This is a genomic window from Streptomyces sp. NPDC006435, assembly GCF_040612315.1.
Classification (GTDB): domain Bacteria; phylum Actinomycetota; class Actinomycetes; order Streptomycetales; family Streptomycetaceae; genus Streptomyces.
Map to the genome: position 1 here is coordinate 98,447 of NZ_JBEXPY010000027.1, position 17,548 is coordinate 115,994.

Consider the following 17,548-nt stretch of genomic DNA (forward strand, 5'->3'; position numbering starts at 1 on the left):
CTCAGCCGTGCGCCGCCGGGCGGACGGTGAGGATCTGTTCGGCGTGGCCGACGGGCCCGTCGACGTCGTGGAGGACGCTGCTGGTGCGCCCCTGTCCCGTCGGGCCGAAGGTGACGGTGGTGTCCAGTCCGGTCCAGGGGCCCCGCGGCCTGCGGTGCAGATGGATCGTCAGGTCGAGGTTGGGGAACACCCACTTCTCGGGGTCCTGCTGCACGGCGATGCCGTTCGCGGTGTCCACGAGCGCGACGTACGAGGCCAGGGCGCTGCTCGGTTCGCCCGCCACCAGGTCGAGGCGCGAGGAGATCCAGGCCGCCGTGCGGCCCCTGCGGGACGGGGGCAGCCGGCGGACGTCGATGGAGGAGACGTAGCCGCCGTTCCACTCCTCGTCCATCGCCCAGGGGGTGAGCTCCTCCGGCGCGGGGAGCCGCTCGTGGGGGCTGTCGGCCACGGACGAGGTGTCCTGGGAGGACAGCAGCCAGGCGCGGGCGCGGACGACCGGGCGGTCGCCGATGACCACGGTCGCCTCCAGGAGCTCGATGGTCCGGCCGGGGCGGACGGTCTCCACGGTGATCTCGCACTCGTCGAGGGCGATGCGGCCGAGGATGTCGTAACTGATCCTCGAAAGCTCCAGGTTCCCGGGACGCTCGGCGAGGTGCTGTTCGATCTCGTGCGCGACGAGCCCCGCGAGCGGGCTGAAGTGCTGTTCGTCGGTGCTCCACGCACCACCCGCGTGGACCGTGGGCCGGTAACGGCCCGCGCCCGTCCGCTCGTAGTAGCTCTCGGGCCCGGCGTCACTGGTGCTCACGGAATTCGTCTCCTCGGGTCGGGCGGGTGCTCGCGGCGATAGGTGCATCCGTCACGCATCGTAGGAAGCGGCGTGGCCACCAGTCATCATGATCTACCGCACACCAGGTCGGACGGGGTGCCACCGCTGCCGCCCGGCCCGGTGCGCGGCTCCGGTGGCCACCCCGTCCCGCCCGTTCGCGCTCAGCCCCGGTACGCCTCCAGCAGCCGCAGCCACACCTCGCTGATCGTCGGGTAGGCCGGGACCGTGTGCCACAGCCGGGCGACGGGGACCTCGCCGGCGACCGCGACCGTCGCCGAGTGCAGCAGTTCGCCGATGCCCGGCCCGACGAAGGTGACGCCGAGCAGGATCTCCCGGTCGAGGTCCACCACCATGCGGGCGCGGCCCCGGTAGCCCTCCGCGTACAGGCCCGCCCCCGCCACCGCGGCGAGGTCCTGGTCGACGGCGCGGACCCGGTGGCCGGCCCGTTCGGCCTCGGCGAGGGTGAGGCCGACCGAGGCGGCCTCCGGGTCGGTGAAGACGACCTGGGGGACGGCCGCGTGGTCGGCGGTCGCGGCGTGGGCGCCCCAGGGGCCGGTCTCCAGCGGCGGGGCCCCGGTGGCACGGGCGGCGATCGCGGCACCCGCGACGCGTGCCTGGTACTTGCCCTGGTGGGTGAGGAGCGCCCGGTGGTTGACGTCACCGACGGCGTAGAGCCAGGTGCTGCCGTCGACGCGGCAGCTGTCGTCGACGGTGAGCCAGGAGCCGGGCTCCAGGCCCACAGTCTCCAGGCCGAGGTCGTCGGTGCGCGGGGCGCGGCCGGTGGCGAAGAGGATCTCGTCGGCCTCGACGCTCGTGCCGTCGTCGAGTTCCACCAGGACCGGGCCGTCCGGCACCGCGCGCCGCACGGAGGTCGCCGAGACCCCGGTGCGGATGTCGGCGCCCGCCTCCGTCAGGGCCCGGGCGACCAGTTCGCCCGCGAAGGGCTCCATCCTCGGCAGGATTCCGGTGCCGCGGACCAGCATCGTCACCCGGGCGCCGAGGGCCTGCCAGACGGTGGCCATCTCCACCCCGACCACGCCGCCGCCGACGATCACGAGACGGCCGGGCACCTTCTTGGCGCTCGTCGCCTCCCTGCTGGTCCAGGGGCGGGCGCCGTCGATGCCGGGCAGGCCGGGGACGACGGCCCGGCTGCCGGTGCAGACGGCGACGGCGTGCCGGGCGGTGAGCCGGTGTTCCGTGCCGTCGGGGGCGGTGACGGAGACCGTCCGCTCGCCGGTGAGCCGGCCCCGTCCCCGGTGGAGGTCCGCGCCGATGCCCTCCAGCCAGGCGACCTGTCCGTCGTCCTTCCAGTTCGAGGCGTACGCGTCGCGGTGGGCGAGCACCGCCGCCGTGTCGAGCGGCCCTCGCACGGAGTCGGCGAGGCCCGGGACGCGGCGGGCGTCGGCGCGGGCGACGACGGGGCGCAGCAGCGCCTTGCTGGGCATGCAGGCCCAGTAGGAGCATTCGCCGCCGACGAGTTCCGACTCGACGACCGCCGTGCTCAGTCCGGCGGCACGGGTCCGGTCGGCGACGTTCTCGCCGACCGGACCGGCTCCGATCACCACGACGTCGTACTCGGCGTTCAGGGAGGGATCAGTCATGGGGACAGTCTGCTGGTGGGTGTGGGCGGTGGCCACACGGGCAGGTGGAATAGCGCATGGACGGGCACCGTTGTGCCGGACAGGTCCGAACGGGCACAGGAAGAGGTAGCGGAGTATGAGCACCATCGAGCTCACCAAGGAAAACTTCGACCAGGTCGTCAGTGGGAACGACTTCGTCCTGATCGACTTCTGGGCTTCCTGGTGCGGCCCGTGCCGGCAGTTCGCGCCGGTCTACGACGCTGCGTCGGAACGCCATGACGACCTGGTCTTCGCCAAGGTCGACACGGAGGCGCAGCAGGAGCTGGCGGCGGCCTTCGAGATCACGTCCATTCCCACGCTGATGATCGTCCGGGAGAACGTGGCGGTGTTCGCCCAGCCCGGGGCGCTGCCCCCGGCGGCGCTGGAGGACGTGATCGGGCAGGCCCGGAAGCTGGACATGGACGAGGTCCGCAAGTCCATCGAGGAGCAGCAGAAGGGGAAGTAGCGGGTTTCGCGCACCCCTGGCGGGGTCCGGCCGGTCGGCGGTTCGCGACGGGCCGGACCCTTGCCGTGTCCGGGACCGACGGCCGGGCCCGGGGCGGTCCGGGCGCCGGCGGTCCGGCCGGTTCAGGCGTCGGCGCCCGTTTCGGCGTTCTTCTCCCCGATCCGCGCCGAGAGCCCGTAGGCCAGTTCGGCGCCGTCGACGAGCAGGGCCTCGACCGAGTGCGTGGCGGGGTCGATGTCCGCCACGATGCCCTCGCCCGCGTACCGCGGGTAGCCCGACGCGCCCGTCTCGCCGGTGGCCGAGACGATCGCCGAGCGGACCGGACCGCCCGGCTCGGCGTCGTCGTCGCTCTCCCCGGCGATTCCGGGGACGAGCAGGATCTCGTAGCTCTGCGGATGACTCATGGTCATGACGCTAGGCATGTGGTGCGCGGCCCGCACGTCGCGGCGGTGCCGCGGACCGCGGACCGGTCGTTCCGGCGGTTCAGCTGGAATCGCGGTGGATCGCCCCGGCGCGCAGCAGGTCGTGGTGCTCGGGGGTTCCGCCGGGCTGTCGCACCAGCCGGTCGACGAGGTCCGCCAGCGGCTGTGCCGTGGCCAGTTCCAGGCGTACGGTGCTGAGGCGGGGCCGCAGCAGTCTGCCCAGCATCAGGTCGTCGGCGCCGACCACGGCGGCCTCGCCCGGCACGTCGACGCCCGCGTCCTGCAGGGCGCGCATCAGGAGCATCGCGTACTCGTCGTTGTAGGCGAACACGGCGTCCAGGTCCAGGGCGTGCCAGCGGGTCGCGAGCCGGGCGGCCGATTCCTCGTCGTACCGCAGCGGCAGCGGCTCGATCCGGGCGCCGCCGCCCCGGGCGGCCTGCCGGGCTCCGGCCAGCCGGGGTTCGGAGAACGGGGCGAGGCCCGGTTCCTCCGGCATGACCACGCCGATGCGCCGCCGGCCGCGCTCCAGCAGGTGTCCGACCGCGCAGTTGCCGACCCTCCGCTGGTCCATGACCAGCGCGTGGGCGCCCGGTACCGACTGCGGGCCGAGGGTGATCACGGCACGGGCCCCGGAGCGGCCGAGCACGGATATGCCCTGCGGGGTGAGGGCGATGGTGCTGGGGGCGATGACGGCGACGGGGCGGAGTTCGGCCCAGGCCCGGGGCACGTCCTCGGGGGCGAGTCCGGTGCTGCTGTACTGGACCACGGTGTAGTCGAGGCGGCGCAGCCCGGATTCCAGTTCGTGGAAGAACCGGTGCTGGAGTCGGCCGGCCGGGAAGTTCGCGGTGGGCAGCAGCACCATGCGGGTGTGTCCCGCGCGCAGGCTGCGGGCGGCGGCGTGCGGCACGTAGCCCAGGTCGGTGGCCGCCTCCCTGACCCGGCGGCGGGTGGATTCGCTGATCCGTACGGTCGCGTTGTTGTTCAGCACGTACGACACGGTGGCCCGGGAGACACCGGCGAGCCGTGCGACGTCGGCGCTGGTGGGAACGGGGCGTGGGGCGGGTTGGTTCGGTAACTGGCTCATGGCGTCGGGCAGTCTTCCAGACCCGCGCGGCGGGCGTACGGTCGGCCCGTCGGCGCCGGGCCGGGGTGCCGCGCGCCCGGTGGCCGCCGTCCGGCGCGCGACCCGGCCCACCGGCCGCTTTCCCCGCGACGGGCCGCGCAGGTCCTACGGTGTGGGGATGACCATCCAGCACCGTGACGACCGCGTCACCCATCCGGACGACTTCCCCGGCCGCACCGGCCCGGCCGCCACCCGTGAGGCCGATCCGCTCGACGTGGGCCCGGTCCGCACCTCGTACGCCCCCGACCGGGACGGCGACCCCGACCCCGGCGAGATCGTCTGGACCTGGGTTCCGTTCGAGGAGGGTGACGGGCGCGGCAAGGACCGTCCGGTCCTGGTGGTGGCCCGGGAGGAGGCGGGCACCCTGCTCGCCGTGCAGCTGTCCAGCAAGCAGCACGACCGGGACCACGAGTGGGTGGCGCTGGGGGCCGGGCCGTGGGACGGCTCGGGCCGCCCGTCGTGGGCCGATCTGGACCGGGTCCTGCGGGTGCACGAGGACGGGATGCGGCGGGAGGCGTGCGCGCTGGACCGGAACAGGTTCGATCTGGTCGCCGGGCGGCTGCGGGAGCGCTACGGCTGGAGCTGATCCGCCATCGGGACCGGTCCGTCGCCCGACCGGTCCATGGCCGGGGCCGGTCTACTGTCGGAGCCGGTCGCCGAACGTCCGGTCGAAGGCGGCCCGGGTGGCGGATCCGGGGTTCCGGTCGAGGATGCCGAAGACGATCTGTTCGAAGTGCCCGGCGAACCTGCCGCCGTCCAGGAGCAGTGCCCGGAACGCACCGGCCACCTCCGCCGGGTCGTTGCGGAACACTCCGCAGCCCCAGGCCCCCAGCACCAGCCTGCGGTACCCCCGCACCGCCGCCACCTCCAGCACCCGCTCGGCCCGGGAGGCGAGCGCGGCGGGGATGCGGTGGGCCTCCCCGGGGGCGCTGCTGCGGATGACTCCGGCGTTGGGCGCCGGTGAGGTGAGGAAACCGACCGTGTACGGGGTGTCGAGCAGTGCGCCCCGGTCGTCGCGGAACACTGGTACGCCGGGTGAGTGGATCACCCGGTCGGTGTAGAAGGCGCTGCGTTCGGCGCGGTGGTGGGCGTAGTAGTCGGGGGCGCGCAGCAGGGTGGCGTACAGGGCGGAACCGCGGCACAGGGCCTCCTCCTGGGCCTGTGCGCCGTTGAGGTAACCGCCGCCGGGGTTGCGGGCGGAGGCGTAGTTCAGGACGGCCACCTTGCCGGGGCCCCCGGTGGTCATCCGGTGGGCCGCCCGCAGGCTGCTCTCGTCGGTGACCTCGACGACGGGTGTGCGGTCGGAGTCGAGTGCCGCGACCGGCACCGGCTCCGGTCCGTACAGCCTGGTTCCCGAGAGCGCGGCGGTCAGCGCCCGTTCGATGCTCACCTCCCGCCCGTCCCCGGTGCGGTAGCGGCCGGCCCGGACGATGGCCTCGGTCTCACGCGCGATGCCGCGCAGGCGGGCGCTCATCGGTACTCCCCCATGTGGTGCATACGGGGCATGCTCGTCGCCGCCGCGATGCGGGCGCAACCGGTTTTCCGGCGCGCGGGGGCGCCCTTGTGCGATCCATCCGCAGGGGTTTGGGTGGTACGGAGGCACTCGGAAAGGAGGCCCCGGCATGTCGTCCGACACGCCCGGAGAACACGGCCCACCCGGCCAGTCCCCGCCCCTCGGTGAGGGCGAGGCGGAGGATTTACTGCGTTGCATCTGCTTCAAGACGGGCCCGCCCCGCAGGGTCGGTGTCGAACTCGAATGGCTCATTCACGACCGTGATCGACCCCGCGTCCCCGTCTCCCCCGACCGTCTCGACGCGGCGGCCGCCGCACTGCGGGCCCTGCCCCTGAACGCGGCGCTCACCTTCGAACCCGGCGGCCAGCTGGAACTCAGTTCGCTCCCCGCCGATTCCCTGATGGCGTGCATCGACGCCACCACCGCCGATCTCGCCGCGGTGCGTGACGCCCTGGACCGGGCGGGCCTCGCCACGGTGGGTCTGGGCGTCGACCCGTGGCACTCCCCGCGCCGGCTGCTGCGCGAGCCCCGTTACGACGCCATGGAGGCCGCTTTCGACCGGTCGGGGCCGGCCGGCCGCGCCATGATGTGCACCAGCGCGTCCGTCCAGGTCTGTCTGGACGCCGGGACGGAGGAACCGGGGCCGCTCGGCCTCGAACGGCGCTGGCGGCTCTCCCACCTGCTGGGCGCGGTCCTGGTGGCGGTGTTCGCGAACTCGCCCTACCGGCTCGGCCGCCCGACGCCGTGGCGGTCCGCCCGGCAGTCGCTCTGGGCCGCTCTCGATCCCTGGCGCCCCCTGGCGCCGCCCGGCCTGCTGCCGCCGCGCGACGCCTGGGCCGCACACGTCCTGGACACGCCGGTGATGTGCATCCGGGACGACACGGGCCCCTGGGCCGTGCCGGACGGGCTGACGTTCCGCGACTGGATCCGCACCGGCGCGCCGAGACCACCGGTGCGCGCCGATCTCGACTACCACATCAGCACGCTCTTCCCGCCGGTGCGCCCGCGCGGGCACCTGGAGCTCCGCATGATCGACGCGCAGCACGGTGCGGACGGGTGGCTGGTGCCGCTCGCCGTCACCACCGCCCTGTTCGACGACCCGGAGGCCGCCGAGGCGGTGTACCGCGTCGTGGAGCCGCTGGCCGGGACGGCCGGGACGCGACCCGCGCCGTGCAATCCGCTCTGGACGGCCGCCGCCCGCAGCGGTCTGGCCGATCCCGCGCTGCGGGCGGCGGCCACCGCCTGCTTCGGGATCGCGCTGGAGGCGCTGCCCCGGCTGGGGGTCACGAAGGACGTGCTGAAGACGGTGACCGGGTTCCACGACCGGTTCACCGCACGGGGCCGATGTCCGGCCGACGACCTTCCCGAACTGCTCGCGCCGGGCTCGCCCGGTTGGCCGGGCCACTGTTCCGAGGGACTGCGTTCATGACCGAATCCACCGCACCCACCGGGTCCGCTCCGCACGGGACGGACCCCGAACCGCTCCGGGAACGCGCCCTCGCCGCGCTGCTCACCGCGCGGAAACGCACCGCGTTGCTCACCGACAGCGTGGACGACCGCGAACTGACCGCCCAGCACTCGCCGTTGATGTCCCCGTTGGTCTGGGACCTCGCGCACATCGGCAACCAGGAGGAGTTGTGGCTGCTGCGCGGGGTGGCCGGGCAGAGCGCGATGCGCCCGGAGATCGACGGACTGTACGACGCCTTCGAGCATCCCCGGGCGACGCGTCCGTCGCTGCCGTTGCTGGCCCCCGTCGAGGCCCGCTCGTACGCCGCCGAGGTGCGCGGCCGGGCGCTGGACGTGCTCGACGGGGCCGAACTGGACGACGCCCGGCCGCTGGTGCGGTCCGGCTTCGCCTTCGGCATGATCGCCCAGCACGAACAGCAGCACGACGAGACGATGCTGATCACCCATCAGCTGCGGTCCGGGCCCGCCGTGCTGACCGCCCCGGTCCCGCCCGCGCCCACCGACGCCGCGGATCTCGCGGCGGAGGTCCTGGTCCCGGGCGGTCCGTTCACCATGGGCACATCCACCGAGCCGTGGGCGCTGGACAACGAACGGCCGGCGCACGTGCGGGAGGTGCCGGGCTTCTTCATCGACACGGCACCGGTCACCTGCGGCGCGTACCGGGAGTTCGTCGAGGACGGCGGCTACACCGAGCGTCGCTGGTGGGCGCCGGAGGGGTGGGCGATGGTCCGTGAGCACGAACTGGCGGCCCCGCTGTTCTGGCACCGGGACGCCGGGCAGTGGCTGCGCCGCCGTTTCGGCGTCACCGAGGTGGTGCCCCGGGACGAGCCGGTGCTCCATGTCAGCTGGTACGAGGCGGACGCGTTCGCCCGCTGGGCGGGGCGCCGGCTGCCCTCGGAGGCGGAGTGGGAGAAGGCGGCGCGCCACGATCCGGTGTCGGGGCGTTCGCGGCGCTATCCCTGGGGGGACGAGGACCCGACCCCCGAGCGGGCGAACCTGGGGCAGCGCCATCTGCGGCCCGCCCCCGCGGGGGCGTACGCCGCGGGCCGGTCGCCGCTCGGTGTGGGGCAGCTGATCGGTGACGTGTGGGAGTGGACGTCGAGCGACTTCCTGCCCCACCCCGGTTTCGCGGCGTTCCCGTACCGCGAGTACTCCGAGGTGTTCTTCGGCCCGGCCCACAAGGTGCTGCGCGGCGGTTCGTTCGCCGTGGACCCGGTGGCGTGCCGGGGGACGTTCCGCAACTGGGACCTGCCGGTGCGGCGCCAGATCTTCTCCGGCTTCCGTACCGCGAGGGATGCCTGATGTGCCGTCACATCGCTTACCTGGGGCCTTCGGCGGCCCTGGGGGAACTGCTGGCCGAGCCGCCTCACTCGCTCGTGCGCCAGTCCTGGGCGCCGCGCCGTCAGCGGTACGGGACCGTCAACGCGGACGGTTTCGGCGTCGGCTGGTACGCGGAGGGCGATCCGGTGCCGGGCCGCTACCGGCGGACGGGGCCGGTCTGGGGCGACCGTACGTTCGCCGACCTGGCCAGGGTGGTGCGCAGCACGGCGCTGCTCGCCGCCGTCCGGGACGCCACCGAGGCGGGCGACGACGGTGAGGCCGCGGCCGCGCCGTTCGCCGCCGGGCGGCTGCTGTTCAGTCACAACGGCGCGGTGCGGGGCTGGCCGCTCTCGGTGGCCCCGCTCGCCGCCGCGCTGCCGCCGGCCGAACTGCTCGCCCTCGCCGCCCGTTGCGACTCGGCCCTGGTCTGGGCCCTGGTGCAGCACCGCCTGGCCGATGGCGACGACCTGCCGCAGGCCGTCGCCGACACGGTGCTCGACGTGGCCGCCGCGGCACCGGAGTCCCGGCTGAACCTGCTGGTCACCGACGGCACCACGATCGTGGCGACGGCCTGGGGCGACACCCTGTCGTACCTCTCCGGGCCCGGCCCGCGCACGGTCGTGGCCTCGGAGCCGTACGACGACGATCCGCGCTGGCACACCGTGGCCGACCGGACCCTGCTGACGGCGACCCGTACCGATGTCCTGCTGACCCCGCTCAAGGAGCCCCTTGCGTGAGTCCCTTCCTGCTGACCCGTACCCTGCCGGTGGACGCGACGGACGCGGCGCTGCGCGCCGATGTCCTGCACGGTCTGACCCGGTGTCCGAAGACCCTGCCGCCCAAGTGGTTCTACGACGCGCGCGGCAGTGAACTGTTCGAGGAGATCACCCGGCTCCCGGAGTACTACCCGACCCGTGCCGAACGCGAGATCCTGGTCGACCGCTCCGGGGAGATCGCCGGGGCGTCCGGGGCGCGGACCCTGATCGAGCTGGGGTCCGGCTCGTCGGAGAAGACCCGGCACCTGCTGGACGCACTGCCCGCACTGCACAGTTACGTACCGGTCGACGTGAGCGAGAGCGCGCTGCGCGGCGCCGCCGGGGCGCTGCTCACCGAGCGGCCCGACCTGTCCGTGCACGCCCTGGTCGCGGACTTCACGGGAGGTCTCGCGCTGCCGGGCACTCCGGGACCGCGGCTGGTCGCGTTCCTGGGCGGCACGATCGGCAACCTGCTTCCCGAGGAGCGCGCGGTGTTCCTGCGGTCGGTGCGGTCGCTGCTCTCCCCCGGTGACACGCTGCTGCTCGGCACGGACCTGGTGAAGGACGAGGAGGTGCTGGTCGCCGCGTACGACGACGCGGCGGGGGTGACGGCGGAGTTCAACCGGAACGTGCTGCGGGTCGTGAACCGCGAGCTGGGCGCGGACTTCGATCCGGCCGGTTTCGACCATGTGGCGCGCTGGGATCCGGAGCGGGAGTGGATCGAGATGCGGCTGCGGGCCCGGGAGGCGCACAGCGTGAAGATCCCGGAGCTGGATCTGGTGGTGTCCTTCGAGGCGGGTGAGGAACTGCGCACGGAGGTGTCGGCCAAGTTCCGCCGGGAGGGGGTCCGGACGGAACTCGCCGCGGCCGGTCTGCGCCTGGACCGGTGGTGGACGGATTCGGGGGGCCGGTTCGCGCTCTCGTCGTCGACGGTGGTCCGGGAGCCCGCCGGGTGACCTCGCCTCCGCCCGGTCAGGGCCCGCCCGACAGGCTCCGGGCGAGTCGGGCCAGGGCGCGGCGGTCGGCCGGGCCGTCCGTCGGGATCGGCGGCAGGACGCTGATCTCGGCGGTCAGGCCGGCCGCCGTCACCACCCGCCACAGCGAGGCGGCGAGCGGGTCGTCGCCGACGAAGGCGGCCGCGCCGGTGTGTTCCGGCGGGGCCGCGCCCCGGTGGCCGGCCGGGTGGCCGCCCGCCGGGGGCCGGCCGGTGCTCCCGGCCGGTGCGGTGCGGTAGGCGATGCGCACCGGGCGGACCGCGGCCCCGGCGTCGATCGCCGCCTGGAAGGCGGCGGGCGAGAACCGGCCGCCCGGTCCGTGCCCGCACCACGTGGTGCCCTCCGGGAAGACGACCACCCGCGACCCGCCGCGCAGGGCCTCCGCGATGTCGCGCACGGTCGTGGGCAGGGCGCGCAGCCGGTCGCGTTCCACGAAGAGCGTGCCGCCGAGGGCGGCGAGCGGACCGAGCAGCGGCCAGTCCCGTATCTCGCGCTTGGCCAGCATCCGGCCGGGCAGCACCGCCGCGACGAGCGGGACGTCCAGCCAGGAGATGTGGTTGGCGACGACGAGCGTGCCCGGAGGGGCGGCTGCCGCGCCGGGCGGCCCCGGTGGGCGGGGCCGCCCGGCGGCCGGGCGTGACGGGCCCGGGGCCGTGTCGGTGGGTCGTGACGGACCCGGGGACGTCGCGGTGAGAGGTGACGGGCCCGGGGACGTGTCGGTGGGGTGTGCCGGGGCGTCGGGGGCCGTGCCGGTGGGGTCCGGCGGGCCGGTGACCCGTACACGTACCCCGAAGGCGCGCACGACGCCGTACGCCCAGTGCCGGATCAGCCACTGCCGCCGGGCCGGGCCGAGCATCAGGACGAAGGGGGCGGCGAGTGCCCCGGCCAGGACGACGGCGCCCCCGGCGAGCAGCAGGCCCGCGGCGGCCGGGCGACCGCGGGTGCGGCCGTGGTGGGTGGCGCAGTCGCCCGGGGTGCAGGGCGCGGCGGGCAGCCAGGGGTTCATCGCAGCGGGGCGAGGGCGAGGAAGTGACGCAGGTAGCGCGGGTCGGTGCGGCGCAGCGACAGCAGCACGTACAGGTCGGCGACGTCGAAGTCGGGGTCGTGGGCGGGTGCCCCGCACACCTGGGCGCCCAGGCGCAGGTAGCCGCGGAGCAGCGGGGGGAGCGTGGCGAGCCCGGTGCGCACGGGGCCCTCCGTGCCGGTGGGCCGCCAGAGGCGGTGGGGGGTGACCCAGTGGTCCTCGGGGGCCAGGTACTTGGTCCGTACGGTCTCCCAGGCCCCGGCCGCCGTCGCTCCCCCGTCGGAGAGGGGTATGGAGCAGCAGCCCGCCAGCCAGTTGTGGCCGGTGCGTTCCATGTAGCGGGCGAGGCCGGCCCAGATCAGCGCGATGACGGCGCCGTCGCGGTGGGCCGGGTGGACGCAGGACCGGCCGACCTCGACCAGGTCGTCGCGGATCGGGGCGAGCCGGCCGAGGTCGAACTCGCCCTCCGCGTAGAGGCGTCCGGCGGTCCGGGCCCGGTCGGGCGGCAGCAGGCGGTAGGTGGCGACGACCTCGCCGGTGGCTTCCTCCCGTACCAGCAGGTGGTCGCAGTGGGCGTCGAACTCGTCGCTGTCCAGGCCGGGTTCGGGCCCTTCCAGCCTGGCGCCGAACTCACCGGCGAAGACCAGGTGGCGCAGCCGTTGGGCGGCCCGGACCTCCTCCTGGCCGGTCGCGAGGGACACCCGGTACCGGGGCGGGGCCGGAGCGGGGGCGGGGGCGGTGGTGGGAGTGGGGGCGACGGGCTGCGCGGGAACGGTGGGGGCGGTGGGGAGCGGGGTGAGGGGCAGCGCGTTCATGACGGTCTCCGGGGACGGATCGGCAAGGGCGGCCGCCGGGCCGTCGCACTGCGGCGAAGGCCCGGCACCCCTACTTCTTCCGTGACCGGCTGGATTCGACATGACCGCCATGGAGCGCCGGGATGTGCGAAGTCTGAATCCCGGGGGTGTCCGGAAGCGGTCCGGGCCGCCCTGCGGCCGGCTGCCGCGCGGCGCCCCGTGCGGTCAGCCGCCCGCGAGCCTGGAGGTGATCTTCTCCGATGCGGTCCTGGCCTCCCGCGCCGGGTCGCCGCCCTCCAGCACGGCCGTCATGTACGGCTTGATCGGGTTGTCGGCCTCGACGTCCGCCCACTGCGGGGAGTTGGGGGTGGCACGTCCCCGCGTGGCGCCCTCGGCCATGGCTGCGGTGCCCTCCTGGCCCAGGATGACACGGGCGAGTTCGGGCTTGTTGGGGACGTAGCTCATGGTCCTGGCAAGCTCTTCCTGCCACTTGCGGCCCGCCAGCGCCTTGACCACCTCGATGCCCGCGGACCGCTGGTCGGCGTTGTCCGGCACGATCAGGTCGGACCCGCCGATGAAGACGGAGCCGGGCTCCTTCGCGGTCTTGCCCGGGATCGGGAAGTAGCCCAGTTTTCCCTTGAGTTCGGGGTTCTTCTTCTCGATCTGGGCGACGGTTCCGGGTACCGAAATGATCTGTGCGACATTTCCCTCGGCGAACACGTCGGCCTGCGGGGGCTTTTCCTCGTCCGCGTTCCTGGGTCCGTCGCCGAGCGCCTGGAGTTCCTTGTAGAAGGCCATCCCCCGCAGCGCTTCGGGGCTGTCCAGGGCGCCGGCCCAGTTCCCGCCCCGTTCGTCGGCGAGTTCACCCCCCTCGTCCCAGATGAATCCGGCGAGGACGTACCAGTTCTGGCCTGCGAGGTAGATTCCCTGATTTCCGCCGCGGTTGAGCCGTTCGCTGCCCTCGATCCACTCGTCCCGGGTCTTCGGCGGGTTCTTTATTCCGGCCCGCTCGAAGAGTTCCTTGTTGTAGATCACCACTCGATTGGCCGCGTACCAGGGGATTCCGTACTGGATTCCGTCGATGCTGCCCGGCTCGGCGAGGCCGGGGAGCCAGTCCTCGCTGCCGAGGTCCCGTACGGACTCCAGGGTGAGGTCGCGCAGACCGCCGCTCTCCGCGTACTGGGCGACCTGGGTGTTCCCGACCTCGATGACGTCCGGGGCGTCCTTGCCCCTGAGGGCCGCGGTGACCTTCGGCCCGATTCCGCTCCAGCTCTGGAACTTGAACTCCAGTTCCACGGAAGGGTGATCCTTCTGGTACTCCTCCGTGAAGCGCTTCAGGAAATCGTCGGAAACGCTGTCCTTCATCAGCCAGATCGTGACCTTCTTGCTGCCGGATGCCTCCGTCCCCGAGAGGATTCCGCATCCGCCCAGCGCAAAGGTGGAAACGAGCGCGACGGCTCCGACGAGTATGCGGTTCTTCACCAGGTTCACCTTCTGCGAAACGGCGCGACAAAATTCAGGACCCGGTGTGGGGGACTGCGGGCTGTGCTCGCACGGGTGTGGCTGGATTTTGGTATGGACCAATACTTTGGTCAAGGTCCGTTCACGGAACATTACGCTCCCCGACCTCTCGCGCCTCCGGCCCCGGTGGGGCACCGTGGTAGGAACGAAAGGGGACATAAGATGTCGAACAACGTCTATCGGGTCACCGAAATCGTGGGAACCTCACATGAGGGCGTCGACGACGCCATCCGCAGGGGCGTCGCAAGAGCCTCTGAAACGTTGCACAATCTCGACTGGTTCGAGATCACCCAGGTACGCGGCGAGATCAAGGACGGCCGGGTCGAGCACTACCAGGTGGGACTGAAGGTCGGTTTCCGGCTCGACGAGACGGGCTGACCGCACCGCCCCGCCCCGCCGCCCGCCGGTGACGCCTGCCCGGCCGACGCGCCGTCACGCCGCCCCGTGCCCGCCCGGGCACGGGGCGGGCCGGTTCCGCCGCCGGGTCAGGTGCGGCCCTCGCGCTCCTGAGCGTCCTGCATCGCGGGCGACACCGTCACCCAGCGGGCCCGCACCACGGTGAAGCCGGCCCGCTCCGCCGCGTCGCAGACCAGTTCGTCGTCGTCGACCAGCATCCGCACCTCACGCTCCCGGCCCAGTCGCCGGAGCGTTTCCAGTTTGGTGCGCCGGGCCGGCCTGCGATCGCCGTCGCGGCGCATGTGCAGCCGCCCCTCGGGCAGACCGTGCCCGGCCAGCCATGCCACCGTGTCCCGGCGGCACCGCTCGGGCCTGCCGGTGAGGTACCTGATCTCGCACTCCTCGGCACTGCTCAGGACCAGCCGCACGCCCTCGGCCAGCGGCGGGTCGTCGACGGCCGCGGCGAAGAAGCGGTCCCAGTCGCGCCGTCGGCCCTCCAGATGGTGCCGCCGGTGCGCGCTGTCCGCGAGCGTGCCGTCCAAATCGAATACGGCCAGGGGCCGGTGATCGTCTCTCACACACCCAGCACATCAGACGAGCGCGACCACCAGGAGCACCAGGACGACCACCCCGGCCACCACCGCGGCAACCCGCAGCGACCGGCGCCGGGACCAGACCGGGAGCACCTGCGGACCATCGTGCCCGGGGAAGACGTAGAAGACGTGGTCCGGGTCGTCCGGGATCTCGACGGCCGCCAGCGGCAGCCAGCCGATGTCGACGCGCCGGGCGACCTCCTGACGCGCGGGCGCGAGCACCTCTTCGACGGCCCGGACGTGGGCGGGGTCCAGCCCGTCGGGGAGCGGGGCGTCGGCCGAGGTCAGGGTGGCTCTCCCCCATGCGCCGACACGTCCGGTCTGCTGCCGCACCCGCAGCGGCGGCGCCGGGTCCGGGAGCTTCAGCGGGCTCCACTCGGGGGCCTGCCGGACCGAACCCGCCGTCCACAGCGTGACCAGGCCCGTCCCCTCGCACGGGGTGTGCTCCGTGGACCGCTCGCCGCCGCAGGCCGGGCAGTCCCTGAAACCGGTGTCGTCGCACCGGGGGCAGGCCCGGGTGCCCCGCCCCCGGCATTCCGGACAGGCGGTGCGCGGCTTGCCGCACTTCAGACAGGTGGTGCGCCCCCGGGAGTTGCGTTCCCGCGCAGGGCCTGCCGCCGTGCGGTCCTTGCGGCGCTCCCCCGTGCCGTCGCACCAGGTGCAGGGCTCCACCCCCTCGCAGGCCGGGCACATCGGGCCGGTGTCGCAGGGCAGTTTCCCCTTGGCCCGGCAGCGCGCGCACGGCTTGCGTCCCCCGTCGCAGCCGCAGTCGACCGTCCTGCCCGAGCCGCGGAGCACGAGTTCCACCGTCCGCGTCCGGGCCGGGTCCTTCGGCGGTTCGACCGGATGGTCGTGCAGATCGCCCTCGTACGCGGGCAGCTCCGATATGTCGTATCTGCCGGGTCTGCTCTCCGACCGGGTGGTGCGGCTCTCCAGGGAGCGGACGATGCGCAGGTCGAGCATGGGGAGCCGGGCGACGTCGGCACCGTTCCGGCGCAGCTGCGGGCCCCGGCCGGGGCCGCCCAGATGCCGGGCGACCGCTTCGAGGATGTCGTCCTCGGACAGTGAGTCGGCCATGACGGCGCTTCCACCTCCCCGGTAGGCGCGCCCGCGCGCAGAACGCAGCGTACGGGCGGTGTCGCCGGGGGCTCAAGGGGGCCGTACGGTGGGACCTCGCACTGTTCCGGGAGTCCGTAACACACCGCGTGCACGCCCGCGGAGGGACGATCACGTCCCCGCGTTCCGCCCGGGTGGCAAAAAGTTGTACAGGATGCGCATGGAAAGAGAAGCGTTTGTAAAGCTATATTCAGGTTTGTGGCATCCAACGTTAACGGTGTGAAGCGAATACTCCTGCGCTCGGGGAAGGGTCCCTACGACGTCGTCCCTGTCGAGCGCGCCCTCCATGAGGACGTGTTCGCCACCAACTCGGGCAACCTGATCTTCAGCGACGCCGCTCACAAGATCCTTCAGACGCCACGTTCGGAGGTGGTGTCGAACGGCATCACCACCAGGGTCGCCGACGCCGGCCGGATCAACGAGGAGTACGACGTCTTCGTCGTCCCGCTCGCCAACGCCTTCCGGCCCTCCTTCGAGCGCCAGCTGGAGCGGCTGACCCAGCTCATATCGAAGCTGAAGATACCCGTCGTGGTCCCCGGCGTCGGCGCCCAGACCGGCGTCAACTACTCCGCGGACCGGCTGAAGCCCATGCAGTCCACGGTCTACGCGTTCGTCTCCGCCGTGCTCGAACACAGCGCCTCCATCGGGGTGCGCGGGGAGTTCACCGAGCGGTACCTGCGGGACATGGGCTTCCGGGACGTGGACGTCATCGGCTGTCCCTCGATGTTCCTGCACGGCGACGGCCTCACCGTCCGGGAGGGCGGCGGACCGCTCGGGCCCGGGTCGCGCATCGCCGTCAACGGATCGCACGACGCGGTGCGCAAGCACAAGCTCGGGCAGATCATCGACCGCACCCACACGCGCTACCCCCACCTCCGGTTCATCGGCCAGAACATCTCCGAGGCGCGGCAGCTGCACTGGCGCGACATGTCCCACCCGAACGCCTCGCTCACCACCATCCCCACCCACCCCGACCACCCCATGTACGGGGAGGACAAGGTCCGGGTCTACATCGACCCGACCACCTGGATGGAGGATCTGCGGGGCTTCGACTTCTCCTTCGGCTCCCGGATCCACGGCAACATCGCGGCGCTGCTGGCCGGCACCCCGGCCACCGTGCTCTGCGGCGACTCCCGGACGCTGGAGCTGTGCCGCTACTTCGAGATCCCGCACCGGATGCTCTCCAAGGTCCCGGCCGACCTCGACCCCGCCGACCTGCACGCCGAGGCGGACTTCGGACCGCTGATGCGCGGTCACCGGGAGCGGTTCGACCGATTCGTGAACTTCCTCGACAAGAACGGCCTGGAGAACACCTTCACCCACGGCGACGGCGGCGCCGCCTTCGAGGCGGAGATGAGCAAGCTGGCCTTCCCGCCGGGCGTACGGCCCTGGACCGGTACGGACGTCGCCGCGACGGCGTCGCGGATGAACTGGCTCCAGTCCCAGCTGACCGAGCTCGCCACCGAGAACGCCCAGCTCCAGCGGAAGCTCTCGAAGACCTCCCTGCTGCCCTCCCAGCGCTCCACGTACCAGCGCGCCCGCAGCGCCGTGGGACGGCCCATCAAGCGCGCGCTGCGCCCCTCCCGCTGAGAGCCGGG

Annotated in this window: 17 protein-coding genes and 1 pseudogene; 8 read left to right on the forward strand and 10 right to left on the reverse strand. The window is 73.1% G+C overall.

Going from position 1 to position 17,548, the window contains the following annotated elements; genetic code table 11:
• Position 1: 1 nt before the first annotated feature.
• Both ABZZ04_RS24940 and ABZZ04_RS24945 read right to left on the reverse strand, forming a co-directional pair.
• Positions 2-805 (reverse strand): thioesterase family protein, encoded by an 804-nt coding sequence (locus ABZZ04_RS24940; protein ID WP_356934427.1) that lies wholly within the window; start codon positions 803-805, stop codon positions 2-4.
• A 182-nt stretch (positions 806-987) separates the two neighbouring features.
• On the reverse strand, positions 988-2,427 hold the full coding sequence (locus tag ABZZ04_RS24945) for an NAD(P)/FAD-dependent oxidoreductase (RefSeq protein ID WP_356934428.1): 1,440 nt from the start codon (positions 2,425-2,427) through the stop codon (positions 988-990).
• Positions 2,428-2,542: 115 nt separating this feature from the next.
• Here ABZZ04_RS24945 and trxA point away from each other — a divergent pair, with 115 nt between their 5' ends.
• The gene (trxA, locus tag ABZZ04_RS24950) at positions 2,543-2,911 is read left to right on the forward strand and encodes a thioredoxin (RefSeq protein WP_356934429.1); all 369 of its coding nucleotides are present in this window, start codon (positions 2,543-2,545) and stop codon (positions 2,909-2,911) included.
• A gap of 122 nt (positions 2,912-3,033) precedes the next feature.
• Here the strand turns inward: trxA and ABZZ04_RS24955 are convergent, their stop codons facing one another.
• On the reverse strand, positions 3,034-3,315 hold the full coding sequence (locus tag ABZZ04_RS24955; protein ID WP_356934430.1) for a hypothetical protein: 282 nt from the start codon (positions 3,313-3,315) through the stop codon (positions 3,034-3,036).
• Between the two features lie 79 nt (positions 3,316-3,394).
• Positions 3,395-4,417 (reverse strand): LacI family DNA-binding transcriptional regulator, encoded by a 1,023-nt coding sequence (locus ABZZ04_RS24960; RefSeq protein WP_356934431.1) that lies wholly within the window; start codon positions 4,415-4,417, stop codon positions 3,395-3,397.
• 157 nt (positions 4,418-4,574) lie between these two features.
• Between ABZZ04_RS24960 and ABZZ04_RS24965 the strand changes: the two genes are divergently transcribed.
• On the forward strand, positions 4,575-5,042 hold the full coding sequence (locus ABZZ04_RS24965; protein ID WP_356934432.1) for a type II toxin-antitoxin system PemK/MazF family toxin: 468 nt from the start codon (positions 4,575-4,577) through the stop codon (positions 5,040-5,042).
• Positions 5,043-5,093: 51 nt separating this feature from the next.
• Here the strand turns inward: ABZZ04_RS24965 and ABZZ04_RS24970 are convergent, their stop codons facing one another.
• The gene (locus ABZZ04_RS24970) at positions 5,094-5,930 is read right to left on the reverse strand and encodes a TIGR02452 family protein (protein ID WP_356934433.1); all 837 of its coding nucleotides are present in this window, start codon (positions 5,928-5,930) and stop codon (positions 5,094-5,096) included.
• 148 nt (positions 5,931-6,078) lie between these two features.
• On the opposite strand from ABZZ04_RS24970, the gene egtA reads away from it, so the two are divergent.
• The 4 genes from egtA to egtD are packed head-to-tail and all read left to right on the forward strand — an operon-like array spanning position 6,079 to position 10,467.
• Entirely contained in the window at positions 6,079-7,398 is a 1,320-nt protein-coding gene (gene egtA / locus ABZZ04_RS24975) for an ergothioneine biosynthesis glutamate--cysteine ligase EgtA (protein ID WP_356934434.1), read from the forward strand.
• Positions 7,395-8,738, forward strand: coding sequence for an ergothioneine biosynthesis protein EgtB (egtB, locus tag ABZZ04_RS24980; RefSeq protein WP_356934435.1), 1,344 nt, complete (start codon positions 7,395-7,397; stop codon positions 8,736-8,738). Before egtA ends, egtB begins: the two co-directional genes overlap by 4 nt.
• Positions 8,738-9,493 (forward strand): ergothioneine biosynthesis protein EgtC, encoded by a 756-nt coding sequence (gene egtC / locus ABZZ04_RS24985; protein WP_356934436.1) that lies wholly within the window; start codon positions 8,738-8,740, stop codon positions 9,491-9,493. Before egtB ends, egtC begins: the two co-directional genes overlap by 1 nt.
• Positions 9,490-10,467 (forward strand): L-histidine N(alpha)-methyltransferase, encoded by a 978-nt coding sequence (gene egtD / locus ABZZ04_RS24990; RefSeq protein ID WP_356934437.1) that lies wholly within the window; start codon positions 9,490-9,492, stop codon positions 10,465-10,467. The genes egtC and egtD overlap by 4 nt, the downstream gene beginning before the upstream one ends.
• Before the next feature lie 19 nt (positions 10,468-10,486).
• Here the strand turns inward: egtD and ABZZ04_RS24995 are convergent.
• From ABZZ04_RS24995 to ABZZ04_RS25005, 3 genes and pseudogenes are all read right to left on the reverse strand, one after another.
• A pseudogene (locus tag ABZZ04_RS24995) lies at positions 10,487-11,512 on the reverse strand (lysophospholipid acyltransferase family protein); the annotation flags it as partial.
• A complete protein-coding gene (locus tag ABZZ04_RS25000) occupies positions 11,509-12,345 on the reverse strand; it encodes a GNAT family N-acyltransferase (protein ID WP_356934438.1) in 837 nt (278 codons plus the stop codon). The gene ABZZ04_RS25000 and the pseudogene ABZZ04_RS24995, both read right to left, overlap by 4 nt.
• Positions 12,346-12,549: 204 nt before the next feature.
• Positions 12,550-13,806: an extracellular solute-binding protein gene (locus ABZZ04_RS25005; RefSeq protein ID WP_356934439.1), complete on the reverse strand. Its 1,257-nt coding sequence runs from the start codon at positions 13,804-13,806 to the stop codon at positions 12,550-12,552.
• A 201-nt stretch (positions 13,807-14,007) separates the two neighbouring features.
• Here ABZZ04_RS25005 and ABZZ04_RS25010 point away from each other — a divergent pair, with 201 nt between their 5' ends.
• Entirely contained in the window at positions 14,008-14,223 is a 216-nt protein-coding gene (locus ABZZ04_RS25010) for a dodecin (protein ID WP_148837488.1), read from the forward strand.
• A 107-nt stretch (positions 14,224-14,330) separates the two neighbouring features.
• Here ABZZ04_RS25010 and ABZZ04_RS25015 read toward each other — a convergent pair whose 3' ends face one another.
• Together ABZZ04_RS25015 and ABZZ04_RS25020 are read right to left on the reverse strand one after the other, a co-directional pair.
• Complete coding sequence (locus tag ABZZ04_RS25015) at positions 14,331-14,819, reverse strand: hypothetical protein (RefSeq protein WP_356934440.1); 489 nt, start codon at positions 14,817-14,819, stop codon at positions 14,331-14,333.
• A gap of 12 nt (positions 14,820-14,831) precedes the next feature.
• Positions 14,832-15,911, reverse strand: a complete 1,080-nt coding sequence (locus ABZZ04_RS25020; RefSeq protein WP_356934441.1) for a hypothetical protein — start codon at positions 15,909-15,911, stop codon at positions 14,832-14,834.
• Positions 15,912-16,148: 237 nt separating this feature from the next.
• Between ABZZ04_RS25020 and ABZZ04_RS25025 the strand changes: the two genes are divergently transcribed.
• A complete protein-coding gene (locus ABZZ04_RS25025; protein WP_356934442.1) occupies positions 16,149-17,540 on the forward strand; it encodes a polysaccharide pyruvyl transferase family protein in 1,392 nt (463 codons plus the stop codon).
• Positions 17,541-17,548 lie beyond the last annotated feature (8 nt).

Coding starts and splice junctions, on each gene's coding strand:
- ABZZ04_RS24945 (WP_356934428.1), bottom strand. CDS start 2,427: ATGACTGATCCCTCCCTGAACGCCGAGTACGACGTCGTGGTGATCGGA.
- trxA (WP_356934429.1), top strand. CDS start 2,543: ATGAGCACCATCGAGCTCACCAAGGAAAACTTCGACCAGGTCGTCAGT.
- ABZZ04_RS24955 (WP_356934430.1), bottom strand. CDS start 3,315: ATGAGTCATCCGCAGAGCTACGAGATCCTGCTCGTCCCCGGAATCGCC.
- ABZZ04_RS24960 (WP_356934431.1), bottom strand. CDS start 4,417: ATGAGCCAGTTACCGAACCAACCCGCCCCACGCCCCGTTCCCACCAGC.
- ABZZ04_RS24965 (WP_356934432.1), top strand. CDS start 4,575: ATGACCATCCAGCACCGTGACGACCGCGTCACCCATCCGGACGACTTC.
- ABZZ04_RS24970 (WP_356934433.1), bottom strand. CDS start 5,930: ATGAGCGCCCGCCTGCGCGGCATCGCGCGTGAGACCGAGGCCATCGTC.
- egtA (WP_356934434.1), top strand. CDS start 6,079: ATGTCGTCCGACACGCCCGGAGAACACGGCCCACCCGGCCAGTCCCCG.
- egtB (WP_356934435.1), top strand. CDS start 7,395: ATGACCGAATCCACCGCACCCACCGGGTCCGCTCCGCACGGGACGGAC.
- egtC (WP_356934436.1), top strand. CDS start 8,738: ATGTGCCGTCACATCGCTTACCTGGGGCCTTCGGCGGCCCTGGGGGAA.
- ABZZ04_RS25000 (WP_356934438.1), bottom strand. CDS start 12,345: ATGAACGCGCTGCCCCTCACCCCGCTCCCCACCGCCCCCACCGTTCCC.
- ABZZ04_RS25010 (WP_148837488.1), top strand. CDS start 14,008: ATGTCGAACAACGTCTATCGGGTCACCGAAATCGTGGGAACCTCACAT.
- ABZZ04_RS25020 (WP_356934441.1), bottom strand. CDS start 15,911: ATGGCCGACTCACTGTCCGAGGACGACATCCTCGAAGCGGTCGCCCGG.